Source organism: Bradyrhizobium lablabi (assembly GCF_900141755.1).
GTDB classification, from domain to species: Bacteria; Pseudomonadota; Alphaproteobacteria; order Rhizobiales; family Xanthobacteraceae; genus Bradyrhizobium; species Bradyrhizobium lablabi_A.
Genome location: NZ_LT670844.1, coordinates 5652719 through 5666473, shown reverse-complemented (window position 1 = coordinate 5666473; position 13755 = coordinate 5652719). Strand labels below are relative to the sequence as shown.

The following is a 13755-nucleotide window of genomic DNA, read 5'->3' as shown; positions in this document are numbered from 1 at the left end:
TTTCGGATTGACAGGTAAGCGAGGCAATGGGCAACGCAACGGACGGGCATATCGATCGGCTGGTGAAGGCGCGATGGCTGGCGATCGGGCTTTCGCAAAGCGACCTTGCCGAAGTGCTCGAGGCTGCGTTCACCTGCAAAGACGGCAATGGATCGAACGGCGCCGACACCAGCCGCCTGATGCAGGTCGCCGAAGCGCTCGACCTGCCGCTCGATCTCTTTCGCGGCGAGGAGGCGAGAGCAGCCAAGTACGAACAGGATCCGGCCTGCACTGAGCCGCTCGGCTCGCTGCACTCGCTGCTCGAATTGCGCCTGCTGCGGTCGTTTCACGAATTGAGGGACCAGCACACAAAACGCCTGCTGGTTCATCTCGCCGAACAGATCGTCAAGCGCCAGGCCAACCGCGGCGACGCCGGGTAGCGGCGGGCGCCAACACCCACCGTCATTGCGAGCCACCGGGTCGGCGCGAAGCGTCGCCCGATGACAGGCTCCGCGAAGCAATCCAGCTTTTCATCCACGGTACGAAAGCTGGATTGCTTCGTCGCTTGCGCTCCTCGCAATGACGGGGGAAAGAGCGGCGTAGCCCGGATGGAGCGCAGCGAAATCCAGGCTACGCCGCGCGCACGGCGGCCGATGAGTTTGTGATTCCCGCACACATCCGCCATTCCGCCCGCGCGCCACCCACAACCGGTGACCGCTAGAGCGTCGCGTTCGATCGCCATAGTCCTGGACGGCCGCCGCCCTGTTCCGTTTCGCTGCGCCGCAACGACAAAGCGATTGGCCCCGGCGCATGGTGGCGATGCATCCTGCGCCGTTGAAGTGCCGCGAAAATCCGTGTCTGTGAGGCGGGCCGGGCGAACAGATTCCGGCCCGGGGCATCACGCCGGGCGGGGCCGCGGCGCTATGAACCCGGGCCGAAACGACCGCCTTATGTCCGCATCCGAGCAAACCTCCGGCGCCGCCTCCCCCGGCAGCTGGATCGCCAACCAGCCTTATCTGCTGCTCTCCTTCACCGCGCTGTTCTGGGCCGGCAATGCCATCGTCGGCCGCCTCGCCGCCGGGCATATTCCCCCGGTGACGCTGTCATTCCTGCGCTGGGCGATCGCGTTTTTCATCATCCTCCCGTTCGCCTGGAAACATCTCCAGCGCGACTGGGCCGCGATCCGCGGCCACCTTGTCACCATGATCGTGCTTTCGGTCACCGGCATCGGCGCCTTCAACACCCTGCAATACTGGGCGCTCGAACATACCCAGGCGCTGAACACGCTGTTGCTGCAGTCGGCGGGGCCACTGTTCGTCGCGGTATGGTCGCTGATCCTGCTCGGCGTCCGCCTGACGCTGGCGCAGGCCTGCGGGATCGCATTGTCGCTGGCCGGCGTATTGGTGATCCTGCTGCACGGCGATCCCTCCGCGCTCACCAGCATCCGGTTCAACAAAGGCGACATCATCTTCACGATAGCGCTCGCGATCTTCGGGTTCTATTCGGTGCTGACGCTGAAGCGTCCGAAGATCAGTGGTCTGTCGTTCGTCGCCTTCACCTTCGGCTGCGGCTCGGCGTGCCTCATACCGCTCTGGATCTGGGAACTATTCACGCGTCCGGTGATGCAACTGGATACGGCGAATCTGCTGAGCCTGTTTTATGTCGCGGTATTTCCCTCCACGCTCGCCTATCTGTGCTTCAATCGCGGCGTGCAGCTGATCGGCGCCAACCGCGCCGCGCCGTTTTTTCATGTGGTGCCGGTATTCGGATCGGTGATGGCGATCTTCTTTCTCGGCGAGCGGCTCCAGCTGTTTCATGTTATCGGCTTTGCGCTGGTGCTGACCGGGGTTTTCATCGCGTCGCGAAAGCAATGAGACGGATCGCCCTCCGACATGCATGACAAGACGTCAACCATGACCTCCCCGCCGACGGTGGTGGAACGCGCCGCGAGCGCTGTTCCGCGCACGCTGCGGCGCTACCTTTCGCTGGACGATTTCGAAGCAACCGCCCGCCGCCTGCTGCCGAAATTTCTATACGGCTATATCGCCGGCGGCGCCGAGACCGATGCATCGGTTCGCGACAACCGGCGGGCGTTCGACGAATACGGATTTGTCCCGCGGGTCTTGAACGATGTCTCGGGCCGCGAGCAGACCACAACATTGTTCGGCAAGACCTATGCAGCGCCGTTCGGCATTCCGCCGATGGGGTCGGCGGCGCTCTGCGCCTACCGGGGCGATGTGGTGTTGACACGCGCGGCGGCCGCGATGAACCTGCCGATGATCCTGAGCGCGTCATCGCTGATCACGCTGGAAGAGGTCCGGCGCGAGAATCCCGCGGCCTGGTACCAGGCCTATCTCGCGGGCGACCCTTCCCGCATCGAGCCGCTGGTCGACCGCGTCGCCGCCGCCGGCTACGACACCTTTGTCGTCACCGCCGACGTCCCGGTGCCGCCCAACCGCGAGAACAACATCCGCAATGGGTTTCGGGTGCCGCTGGCCATCACCCCGCGCGTCGCCTTTGCTGTCATGACCCATCCGCATTGGCTGTTCAGAACCTGGATGCGCACCGTGACCAACCATGGCATGCCGCATTTCGAGAACATGGACGCCAGTCGCGGGCCGCCGGTGCTGTCGCAAAACCTGATGCGCAATATCGGCAAGCGCGACCAGCTTGCCTGGAAGCATGTCGAACTGATCCGCCGCCGCTGGAACGGCAAGCTCGTGGTCAAGGGCCTGATCGCGCCGGCGGATGCACGGATCGCGCGCGAGTCCGGCGTTGATGGCGTGATCGTCTCCAATCATGGCGGCCGCCAGCTCGACTACACCATGTCGGCGCTGCGCACGCTGCCCGAGATTGCGGCGCAAGCGAACGGCATGACTGTGATGCTCGACGGCGGCATCCGGCGCGGCACCGACGTGCTCAAGGCGCTCTCGCTGGGCGCCCAGTTCGTCTTCGTCGGCCGTCCGTTCCTGTTCGCGGCTGTCGCCGGCGGCGAAGCCGGGGTGCGGCGCGCGCTGACGCTGCTCAAGGACGAGATCGATCGCGACATGGCGCTGCTCGGCATCCGAAGCATCGGCGAAATTTCATCCGACCTGGTTCGCCGGTTTTAGCCGGAAACACCTCACACATAGCGCGCCGCTCCCATGCACACGGCTGTCACCGCGAGCAGCGCGGCTGCCACACGCTGGGCCGTCGCGATGCGCGAGCGCACATATGTCTCGTCGGCTTTTCCATTGCGCAAGCTTCTGATTGCGCGGCCGCCGATCGCGCCCTGAACCCCTGCCGCGATCAGCGCGGCGAGCGCGCCCACCGCCAGCACCTGTTCGGTCGGGCCGAATGCGCCGCCATGGACCAGATGCGCCAGATAGAGGCCGGTCAGAACCGCGATCATAGCCGCGCCCATCTGTGGGCGGAAAAGCTGCTCACCGCCGGCGCCGCCGGTTCGGGCCAGTGTAAAACTCGTCCCCGCCCAGAATACGGCGGAGAGGATATGAAGTGACAAGGCTATGATGAGTGCGATCTGCATGGCATCGCTCCAGGACGGGGTGTAATTGATTATACAATATGTATATCTAATTCGTCAAAACCATGGCGAGAGGCCGGCATGTCGACCCGCCCCTATTTGAGTCCCGTGCGGACGGCTGCAGCGGCAGCCAAGCGGGATCGCGTGATCGAAGCCGCGGCGGGGTTGCTGCGCGGGAATGCAAGCATCGCCAGCTTCTCGCTGGACGCGGTGGCGAAAGCGGCAGGCGTAACGCGGCTGACCGTCTATCATCAGTTCGGCTCGCGGCAAGGATTGCTCGAAGCCGTGTTCGATGACATCGCGCGACAGGGCGGCCTCACCGAGATCGCCGACGCGATGGCGATGCCGGATCCGCGCGCCGCGCTCGACCGACTGGTCGAGATTTTTTGCGCCTTTTGGAACCGGGATCCCGCGATGGGCCGGCTGCATGAAGCGATGGCGACCGACCCCGAATTCGCGCAAGCCTTGCTCGAGCGCAACGAGCGCCGCCGCAAGGCATTCGACGTCCTGGTCAAGCGGATCGCCGCGAAGTCGGCATCGCCTCGCGCGCGGCAGGACGCCGTCGACATGATCTTCGCCCTCACGAGCTTCGCGACGTTCGCCATGCTGAGCCAGGATCGCTCGCTCGATGGGGTGTGCGAACTCGTAAAATTCGCCTGCCGCAGCGCACTTGATCCGCTATTGTCAGGCACGCGAACAAGGAGAGCATCGTGAATATGCCAAAGCATCTGTTGCCGACGACGGTTGTCGGAAGCTATCCGCAGCCGGAATGGCTGGTCGATCGCGCCATGCTCTCGAAATCGGTCCCGCGTACCCGCATGCACGAGATGTGGCGGCTTCCGCCGAAACATCTCGAGGAAGCCCAGGACGATGCGACCATCGTCGCCATCCGTGACATGGAGCGCGCCGGCATCGATATCGTGACCGACGGCGAGATTCGCCGGGAAAGCTATTCGAACCGTTTTGCCACTGCGCTCGAAGGCATCGATATCGACAATCCCGCTGTTATCACGTCGCAGTCGGGACACAAGACTCCGGTGCCGCGCGTGGTTGGAAAAATACGCCGCACACACCCCGTCGAGTTGCGCGACATGGAGTTCCTTCGCCGCAATACCGACCGCGCGGCGAAAATCACCCTGCCCGGCCCGTTCACCATGAGCCAGCAGGCCAAGAACGAGTTTTACAAGGACGACGAGGAGCTGGCGATGGCGTTTGCCGAAGCCGTCAACGCGGAAGCGCTCGACCTGCAAAAGGCCGGCGCCGACGTCATCCAGCTCGACGAGCCCTGGGTGCGCAACAATCCCGAGCTGGCAAAACGCTATGCGGTAAAGGCGATCAACCGCGCGCTCGACGGCATCACGGTGCCGACCGTGGTGCATTTGTGTTTTGGCTATGCCGCCGTGGTGCCGGGCTCGACCAAACCTTCCGGCTATTCGTTTCTCGCCGAACTTGCCGACACGCGCGCCGAACAGATTTCGATCGAGGCGGCGCAACCAAAACTCGATCTCGGCGTGTTGAAGGAATTGTCGTCGAAGACGATCATGTTAGGGGTGCTCGATCTCGGCAACCCCGAGATCGAAACAGCCGACATTATCGCCGACCGTATCCGGCACGGCCTGAAATATGTCGCAGCCGACCGGCTCATTCCCGCCCCCGATTGCGGCATGAAATACATGCCGCGCCACATCGCCTTCGGAAAGCTCAAGGCGATGTGCGATGCTGCGGCGATGGTGCGGAAGGAATTGAGCTAGCTCGAGCATTTGTCGAGCCGCAAATACTAACCCTCATCCTGAGGAGCGGCCCGTCGGCCGCGTCTCGAAGGATGGCCGCGAGTCCATGCGCTGCGTCCATCCTTCGAGACGCTTGCTTCGCAAGCTCCTCAGGATGAGGTCCTACCCGATCTTGAACTTGCTGTAGGCCTCAGCAGTCGCAATGATCACATGCTCGGCGCATCCATTGCGGCGGTGCGGATCGCTGAGATTTTCGTAGTCGGCCGATGTCATCATGTCGATGAAGGCTGCGACCGAGGGATAATACACCAGCGCCAGATAATCCCATTGCTGGCCGTCCTGTGCCCCGAGCGCGACCGTCTTGGCGTCGCCGGTCCACAACAGCGTGCCGCCGCGCGCCTTGATCATCGGCACGGTCAGGGCGCTGTAGCGCAAATAGGCGTCCCAGCCGCTGCCGTCGCCGTCGAGCGAGCGGTCGCGAAACCGCATCAGGTTCACCATCACGACCGGCCCCTGGTGCTCCAGCGCCTTCAGCCCTTCGATATTCAATAAATCCACGCCCATGGCCGCTCCTTGTTGGGTACTGAGGGTACCCCTTTGCGCATGATGGCCGCAACGATGGTGTCACACGTCAGCGCTATCCTGAAAAGCTGTGCGGCCCGGCCGGCTTGCGGGTGCGCGCGCAACGTTCGGGGGCAGCGGCAATGATTACCGTTCCGGAGCTTGCAGCCGACGCGCTGGGTGAATTCCTCGCCAGTTACATGCGCCGCCGGTTCGGGTCGTCGCAGGCGCCTCTGGTCGAAATGGTGCCTTCGATCGCGCGGATCGCGATCGAATGCATCGGAAACAGCGACGCGCTCTATCACAATGTCGAACATACCATGCTGGTGACGCTGGCGGGGCACGACATCCTGCGCGGACGCGCGCTGCACACCCACATGCCGGCCGAAGACTATGCCCATGTGATCATCGCCTGCCTGACCCACGACATCGGCTATGTCCGCGGCGTGTTCCGGGATGACGACAAGGACGGCTATCTGGTCGACGCCGATGGCCGCAAGATCACCCTGCCGCGCGGCTCGTCGGACGCGGCACTGTTGCCCTACCATGTCGACCGTTCCAAGATGTTCGTCATGGAGCGCCTCGAGGGCGTGGCGCTGTTGGACAAGCAGCGGATCGCGCGCGCCGTCGAGGGGACGCGATTCCCATCGAGCTTTCCCAGCGAAGGCGAGGAATGCGACGAGGAGGCGGCGTTGTTGCGGGCGGCCGACCTGATCGGCCAGCTCGGCGACCCGCATTATATTCGCAAGGCCAATGCGCTTTATTACGAATTCGAGGAGGCCGGGCTGAACCGGCAGCTCGGCTATTCATCGCCCGCCGACCTTGTCAATCTCTACCCGCAATTCTACTGGAACAGCGTGGCGCCGCATGTGCAGACCGCGATCCGCTATCTCAATGTCACCTCGAGCGGGCGGCAGTGGATCGCCAATCTCTACAGCAATGTTTTCCGCGCCGAGCGCGATATCTCGCTGTCGGGACCGCAGAAATAGCGCGCGAACGCCGCGCAAGCGCCGCCGCATGGCACCAATCTTTTGGGATGCCTTGTCGCGACGGATAATTCAGGCACAACGTGCGGCAGCCTCCAACGACCCGATTGTAGCGCATTGCTTTACAAGACCCCGCACCATTCTCCGCTTCACTGGCTCGACAACCAGCCCTATCTGCTCCTGAGCCTGACCTCGCTGTTCTGGGCCGGCAATATCGTGCTGGCGCGCTATGTCGCGGGCCATGTGCCGCCGATGACGCTGTCCTGCGTGCGCTGGATCGGGGCGTTCTTCATGCTGCTGCCGTTCGCCTGGCCGCACCTCAAGCGCGACTGGCCGGCGTTGCGCGCCCATCTTCCACTGATGGTGACGCTGTCGGCGACCGGCTTTGCCATCAACAACGCGCTGTCCTACTGGGCGCTGCAATATACCCAGGCGCTGAACGCGTTGTTGATCCAGTCGGCCGGCCCGCTGTTCGTGGCGTTATGGTCGCTGGCGCTGTTCGGCATGCGCCTGACCTGGGCGCAACTCGCCGGCATCGCGATTTCGCTGATCGGCGTGCTCACCATCATCCTGCGCGGCGATCTCGGAGCCCTTGCCAGCATCGAGTTCAACAAGGGCGACGTGATGTTCGGAGGCGCGCTCGTAGCGTTCGGCCTCTATGCGGCGCTGATGACGCGGCGGCCGAAGACACATCAATTATCCCTGATTTCGTTTACCACCGGCTGCGGCGCGCTGCTGCTGTTGCCGTTCTCGGTCTGGGAATACGCGACCGGTTTAACGCTGAAGTTCGATGCGTTGACGATCGCGACGCTGATCTATGTCGTGATCTTTCCCTCGACGCTGGCCTATCTGTTCTTCAACCGCGGCATCGCGCTGATCGGGCCGAACCGCGCCGCGCCGTTCTTTCATTTGGTGCCGGTGTTCGGCTCGGCGATGGCGATCCTGCTGCTCGGCGAACAGCCGCGGTTGTTTCACCTGGTCGGCTATGTGCTGGTGCTCGCCGGCGTGGTGATCGCCTCGCGGCAGGCGTCGGCCGCGCCCTGATGCCCTACGCGGCGCGGACCTTGGCCAAAAATCCGTCGACCGCGCTGCGCAGCATGCCGGACTGGTTGTCGAGTTCGCGGGCGTTGGTGAGCACGTCGGTCGCCGCCGTGCCGGTCGCCGAAGCAGCCTGGGTGACGCCGCCGATGTGAGCGCTGATCTCGCTCGACCCCGCCGCCACCTGCTGGATGTTGCGCGCGATCTCGCGGGTCGCATCGCCCTGCTGCTCGATCGCGGTCGAAATGCTGACCGTGATCTCGCTCATCTGCGCGATGGTTTCGGTGATGCCGCTGATGGCCTTCACCGCGTCGCTGGTGGAAGTCTGCATCGCCGCCACCTGGGCGGAGATTTCCTCGGTCGCCTTGGCGGTCTGGTTGGCAAGCGCCTTCACCTCAGAAGCGACCACGGCAAAGCCGCGGCCGGATTCACCGGCACGCGCCGCTTCGATGGTCGCGTTCAGCGCCAGCAGATTGGTTTGGGCCGCGATCGAGTGGATCAGTTTTACCACTTCGCCGATCTTCTCGGCGCCGGTCGACAGGATTTGCACGGTGGCGTTGGTGCGCTCGGCATCGCTCACCGCCTTGCTCGCGATTTCGCTGGAGCGCGTCACCTGGCGGGAAATCTCGACCACCGAGCTCGACAGTTCTTCTGCAGCCGCGGCAACCGTTCCGACATTGTCCGACGCGCTCTGGGAGGCGGCGCCGACGGTCGCGGCGCGCGCACTGGCATCGCCCGCGGTCGCGGTCATGGATTGCGCCGTGGTCTGCATGCCAGCCGCCGCCGTCGACACCGAACGGACGATGCCGTTGACGCTGCGCTCGAAATCATTGGCAAGGCTTTCCATCGCCGCGCGGCGTTCCGCCGCGGCGCGCCCCTGGGTCTCGGCCTCGGCCTTTTCCAGCCCCTTGATGCGCACCGCATTGTCCTTGAAGATCTGGACGGTGGCAGCCATCGCTCCGACCTCGTCGCCACGCCCGACGCCTGGAATGTCGCCTGCCAGTTCGCCATCGGCCAGTCCCCGCATCCGGTTGCCGAGCTGACCGAGCGGACCGCTGATGCTGCGCCCGATCAGCCAGGCGATGCCGCTCGAGATCACGCCAATGATGAGGATCGCAATCCCGAGCGTCCAGATGATCGGTTTCATCTTGGCGTCGATATCGTCGATATAGGCCCCGTTGCCGATATACATGTTCCAGCCGGGGATCGCGACCGAATAACCGACCTTTCGGAGCGGATGCTCAGTTCCAGGCTTCACATAATCATAGAACATGGTGTGCTCGCCCTTGGCCATGACGTTCTCGCGCCATTCGCGGGCGACCGCCTTGCCATTGACCAGCACGTCACCGCGATTCTGGCCGATCTGCTTGGGATCGGGCGACAGGATCGTGATGCCGTCGTAGGTCGTACCGAACAAATAGCCTTCGCCATGATCGTAGGTCATGGCATTGGCGCGGCGGCCGAATTCGGCAATCGCGGCTTCCTTGGTGAGCTTGCCGGCCTCGACCTCCTTCTGCAACCCTGCGGCCATGTTGCGCGCCATGTCGACGATGGCATGAACCTGGTCGATGCGGGCGTTGAGCATTTCCTGCTGCATCAGATAGCCCGCGAGGACACCGGCGATGCAGAGGCCGATCAGGGTTGCTCCCACCAAAATGCCGAGCTTGGGGGTGATCGTCAGATTGGTCAGCTTCACGGGATGTCTCCGGGGCGTTGTGCGGGCGATTCGTCAATGACGACACGCTACACCGATACCATTTAGCGCTTGGTTACTATGGTGCGCCGCCGCGCCGGAAACTGCCGGGCGCATGAGGGGATGCTAACCGGCGCTGCGCAGCGCCGGCGCCGTTGCGGGATACGGAATTACGCGGCGCGGACTTTGGCCAAAAATCCGTCGACCGCGCTGCGCAGCATGCCGGACTGGTTGTCGAGCTCGCGGGCGTTGGTGAGCACGTCGGTCGCCGCCGTGCCGGTCGCCGAAGCAGCCTGGGTGACGCCGCCGATGTGAGCGCTGATCTCGCTCGACCCCGCCGCCACCTGCTGGATGTTGCGCGCGATCTCGCGGGTCGCATCGCCCTGCTGCTCGATCGCGGTCGAAATGCTGACCGTGATCTCGCTCATCTGCGCGATGGTTTCGGTGATGCCGCTGATGGCCTGCACCGCGTCGCTGGTGGAGGTCTGCATCGCCGCCACCTGGGCGGAGATTTCCTCGGTCGCCTTGGCGGTCTGGTTGGCCAGCGCCTTCACCTCAGAGGCGACCACGGCAAAGCCGCGGCCGGACTCACCGGCACGCGCCGCTTCGATGGTCGCGTTCAGCGCCAGCAGATTGGTCTGGGCTGCGATCGAGTGGATCAATTTTACCACCTCGCCGATCTTCTCGGCGCCCGTGGACAACACCTGGACGGTGGCGTTGGTGCGCTCGGCATCGCCGACCGCCTTGCTCGCGATCTCGCTCGACCGCGTCACCTGACGGGAAATCTCGGCAACCGAGCTTGACAGTTCTTCGGCCGCTGCGGCAACCGTTCCGACATTGTTCGACGCGCTCTGGGAGGCGGCGCCGACGGTCGCGGCGCGCGCACTGGCATCGCTCGCGGTCGCGGTCATGGATTGCGCCGTGGTCTGCATGCCGGCGGCTGCCGTCGACACCGAACGGACGATGCCGTTGACGCTGCGTTCGAAATCATTGGCGAGGCTTTCCATCGCCGCGCGGCGCTCGGCCGCGGCACGCCCTTGCGTCTCGGCCTCGGCCTTTTCCAGTCCCTTGATGCGCACGGCATTGTCCTTGAAGATCTGGACGGTCGAGGCCATCGCGCCGACCTCATCGCCACGCCCGACGCCTGGAATGTCGCCCTCGAGCTGGCCATCGGCGAGCGCCCGCATCCGGTTGCCGAGTTGGCCGAGCGGACGGCTGATGCTGCTCCCGATCAGCCAGGCGATGCCGCTCGAGATCACGCCGATGATGAGGATCGCAATCCCGAGCGTCCAAATGATCGGCTTCAGCTTGGTGTCGATATCGTCGAGATAGGCGCCGGTCCCGAGATACATGTTAAAGCCGGGGACGGCGACGGCGTAGCCGACCTTGCGGATCGGCTTTACCTCGCCGGGTTTCACATATTCGTAGAACAGCAGTATCTCGCCCTTGGACTTGACGCCTTCCATCAATTCGCGGGACAGCATCCGGCCATTGGTTACCACGTCCATGCGGTTGGTGCCGATCTGTTTCGGATCGGGCGACATCACCGTGATGCCGTCATAGTTGGTACCGAACAGATAGCCACTGCCGTTGTCGTAGGTCATGGCGTTGGCCCGGCGGCCGAATTCGGCCATCGCGGCTTCCTTGGTGAGCTTTCCGGCCTCGACCTCTTTCTGCAACCCTGCGGCCATGTTGCGCGCCATATCAACGATAGAGTGAACCTGGTCGATGCGGGCGTTCAGCATTTCCTGCTGCATCAGATAGCCCGCGAGAACGCCGGCAATGCAGAGGCCGATCAGCGTTACCCCGACCAATATGCCGAGTTTTGGAGCAATCGTCAGATTGTTCAGCTTCACGGTGTCATCTCCGGGGGTCTAAGCGCGAGCGCGATTGGCGGAATGATTGGCGACACGGTATAGTTAACCCCTTAGGGTTTGGTTACGAAGTTCCGGGCCGCTCCGTAGAAGTACCTGAAGCAGCCGTTTTAGGGTGGCCCGGGATTCTGCCGAGAGCTGATCAGGACGCTGAATGGGGAGAGCGCGGCGGTCGTCGCAGTTGCACAACACCGAAATTTCAACTCGGGAGCAGTAAATGTCGAAGTTCAGGGTGGTGACGCCGAAAGGCGCGAGTTTCACGGTCGCCGGCAGCGGGTATGGCTATGAAAAAGAGGCGCTCGATCCGATCGGCGCCGAGATCATCGAGGCGCCCGCCAATGAGGCGGAATTCATCGCCGCCGCCAGGACAGCGGACGCGATCTACGCCAAGGGCATGCCGATTTCGAAAACCATCATCGATGCGCTGGAAAACTGCAAGGTCATCACGCTTGGCAGCGTCGGCGTCGACAGCGTCGACGTCAAGGCCGCCACCGCGCGCGGCATTCCCGTCACCAACATCCCCGACACTTTTATCGAGGAAGTCGCCGACCACGCCATGATGCTGCTGCTTTCGGGATTTCGCCGCCTGGTCGAGCAGGACAAGATGGTCCGGCAAGGCCGCTGGGCCGAAGGCCGCCCGGCGCTGCTGAAGATTCCGAGATTGATGGGGCAGACGCTCGGCTTCATCTCGTTCGGACGCGTGGCGCGCGCGGTGGCAAAACGCGCGGCGCCGTTCGGCTTGCGGATGATGGCCTACGATCCCTTCATCGCCGAGACGCTGATTTCCGACCATGGCGTGCTGCCGGCCACGCTGTCGGAGGTGCTCTCGCAATCCGATTTCGTCTCGATGCACGCGCCGGCGCGCCCCGAAGTGCATCACATGCTCGGCGAAACCCATTTCAGGCAGATGAAGCCGAGCGCGATCTTCATCAATACCGGGCGCGGCGCGACCGTGAACGAAGAGGCGCTGATCAAGGCCTTACAGGAAGGCTGGATCGCGCACGCCGCCCTCGACGTCCTGGAGAAGGAGCCGCCCTCCCACAACAACCCGATGCTGGGCATGGAGAATGTCACGCTGACGGCCCATGTCGCCTCAGCGTCGGCCCGCTTCGACGAGGCGCGCAAACGTCGCGTCGGCTACGAATTGTCGCTCGTGCTGTCCGGCCTCTGGCCGGTGAGCTGCGTCAACCCGTCGGTGCTGCAATCTACCGCGCTGCGGCGCTGGCAACCTGTCAGCATGGAGCGCGGCCCGAACAGCTGAGGGGGCGTCCTTTGTGACGGCGACTTGAAACGACGGACTGCCGCTCATCCAAAACTGCTAAACCGCCTAGGAAGGGGGCTTCCATCCGCTTAGACAGTCCCTCGCTGCCTTGGAAAGGAAGGACGTCGTGGATTCTTCAAAGCAAAATCCGCTGTCGCGGCGACATTTTTGCCTGTGCTGCCTGGGTGGCGCGGCTTTCGCCGCCACCGGGGGCTGGCTTACGCCGCCCGAGGCGTTCGCCGAGGCGCGCGGCCTCGTCAGCCTGATCAAGGACAGTGCCGCGGTATCGCCGATCGTCACCTACAAGCTGCGCAACAATATCAGCGTCCTCGAGGGCTCCGGCGGCAACGTGGCTGTCCTCACGGGACCCGACGGCAAGGTGCTGATCGACGCCGGCATCGCGGTGTCGCGCCCTCAAATCACTAAAGCCCTCGCCGATCTCGGCCCCGATCCCGTCACCCATCTCGTCAACACCCACTGGCACTTCGACCATGCCGATGGCAACGAATGGCTGCACTCGGTCGGCGCCAAGATCATCGCTCAACAGAATACACGCAAGCATCTCTCCGATGTTCAGCGTGTCGAAGACTGGGATTACAATTTCCTTCCGCTATCGGCTGGCGGAATTCCGAGCGACGTTTTCGCAACCGAGCACAACCTAAAACTCAACGGCGCGTCGATCGCGTTGAAATATTACGGCCCTGCGCATACCGATAGCGACATCTCCGTCACCTTTGCGGAAGCCAACATCATCCATGTCGGCGACACCTTCTGGAACGGCATCTATCCGTTCATCGACTATTCGACCGGCGGCAGCATCGACGGCATGATCGCGGCCTCCGACGCCAATCTGGCTGCAACGAACAACGACAGCATCATCATTCCCGGACACGGCAAGCCGGTCAGCAACAAGGCCGAACTCAAGGAGTTCCGCGACATGCTTGTCGCCATCCGCGACAACGTCGCAGCGCTAAAAAAGCAGGGAAAGTCGCGCGACGAGACCGTCGCGGCCAAGCCGACCGCGGCTTTCGATGCGAAATGGGGCCAGTTCGTCATCGATCCCGGCTTCTTCACCAGGCTGGTTTACGAAGGCGTCTGATCGCGGCTGGA

At 63.4% G+C, this 13755-nt stretch carries 13 protein-coding genes; 9 read left to right on the top strand and 4 right to left on the bottom strand.

The features are described 5' to 3' along the window. Positions 1-26: 26 nt before the first annotated feature. The 3 genes from B5526_RS26525 (at position 27) to B5526_RS26515 (ending at position 3089) form a co-directional block, all read left to right on the top strand. Positions 27-419: a hypothetical protein gene (locus tag B5526_RS26525; RefSeq protein WP_079542774.1), complete on the top strand. Its 393-nt coding sequence runs from the start codon at positions 27-29 to the stop codon at positions 417-419. Positions 420-929: 510 nt separating this feature from the next. Then, positions 930-1853 carry a DMT family transporter gene (locus B5526_RS26520; RefSeq protein WP_079542773.1) on the top strand — a complete coding sequence of 308 codons (924 nt, stop codon included), beginning with the start codon at positions 930-932 and terminating at the stop codon, positions 1851-1853. 39 nt (positions 1854-1892) lie between these two features. Next, positions 1893-3089: an alpha-hydroxy acid oxidase gene (locus tag B5526_RS26515; RefSeq protein ID WP_079545409.1), complete on the top strand. Its 1197-nt coding sequence runs from the start codon at positions 1893-1895 to the stop codon at positions 3087-3089. 11 nt (positions 3090-3100) lie between these two features. On the opposite strand, the gene B5526_RS26510 is transcribed toward B5526_RS26515, so the two are convergent. Next, positions 3101-3505, bottom strand: coding sequence for a hypothetical protein (locus tag B5526_RS26510; RefSeq protein WP_079542772.1), 405 nt, complete (start codon positions 3503-3505; stop codon positions 3101-3103). Positions 3506-3583: 78 nt separating this feature from the next. Between B5526_RS26510 and B5526_RS26505 the strand changes: the two genes are divergently transcribed. After that, entirely contained in the window at positions 3584-4216 is a 633-nt protein-coding gene (locus tag B5526_RS26505; protein WP_079542771.1) for a TetR/AcrR family transcriptional regulator, read from the top strand. A 2-nt stretch (positions 4217-4218) separates the two neighbouring features. Beyond that, positions 4219-5253: a cobalamin-independent methionine synthase II family protein gene (locus B5526_RS26500; protein WP_079542770.1), complete on the top strand. Its 1035-nt coding sequence runs from the start codon at positions 4219-4221 to the stop codon at positions 5251-5253. A 141-nt stretch (positions 5254-5394) separates the two neighbouring features. Here the strand turns inward: B5526_RS26500 and B5526_RS26495 are convergent, their stop codons facing one another. After that, positions 5395-5796, bottom strand: a complete 402-nt coding sequence (locus B5526_RS26495; protein WP_079542769.1) for a DUF1330 domain-containing protein — start codon at positions 5794-5796, stop codon at positions 5395-5397. 140 nt (positions 5797-5936) lie between these two features. On the opposite strand from B5526_RS26495, the gene B5526_RS26490 reads away from it, so the two are divergent. Both B5526_RS26490 and B5526_RS26485 read left to right on the top strand, forming a co-directional pair. After that, on the top strand, positions 5937-6782 hold the full coding sequence (locus tag B5526_RS26490; protein WP_079542768.1) for a metal-dependent phosphohydrolase: 846 nt from the start codon (positions 5937-5939) through the stop codon (positions 6780-6782). 114 nt (positions 6783-6896) lie between these two features. Continuing rightward, positions 6897-7823, top strand: coding sequence for a DMT family transporter (locus B5526_RS26485; protein ID WP_079542767.1), 927 nt, complete (start codon positions 6897-6899; stop codon positions 7821-7823). 4 nt (positions 7824-7827) lie between these two features. Here B5526_RS26485 and B5526_RS26480 read toward each other — a convergent pair whose 3' ends face one another. Together B5526_RS26480 and B5526_RS26475 are read right to left on the bottom strand one after the other, a co-directional pair. Further along, positions 7828-9513, bottom strand: a complete 1686-nt coding sequence (locus B5526_RS26480; protein WP_079542766.1) for a methyl-accepting chemotaxis protein — start codon at positions 9511-9513, stop codon at positions 7828-7830. 167 nt (positions 9514-9680) lie between these two features. Then, positions 9681-11366, bottom strand: a complete 1686-nt coding sequence (locus B5526_RS26475; RefSeq protein ID WP_079542765.1) for a methyl-accepting chemotaxis protein — start codon at positions 11364-11366, stop codon at positions 9681-9683. A gap of 235 nt (positions 11367-11601) precedes the next feature. Here B5526_RS26475 and B5526_RS26470 point away from each other — a divergent pair, with 235 nt between their 5' ends. Both B5526_RS26470 and B5526_RS26465 read left to right on the top strand, forming a co-directional pair. Next, the gene (locus tag B5526_RS26470) at positions 11602-12645 is read left to right on the top strand and encodes a C-terminal binding protein (protein WP_079542764.1); all 1044 of its coding nucleotides are present in this window, start codon (positions 11602-11604) and stop codon (positions 12643-12645) included. A gap of 127 nt (positions 12646-12772) precedes the next feature. Next, a complete protein-coding gene (locus B5526_RS26465; protein WP_079545407.1) occupies positions 12773-13744 on the top strand; it encodes an MBL fold metallo-hydrolase in 972 nt (323 codons plus the stop codon). Positions 13745-13755 lie beyond the last annotated feature (11 nt).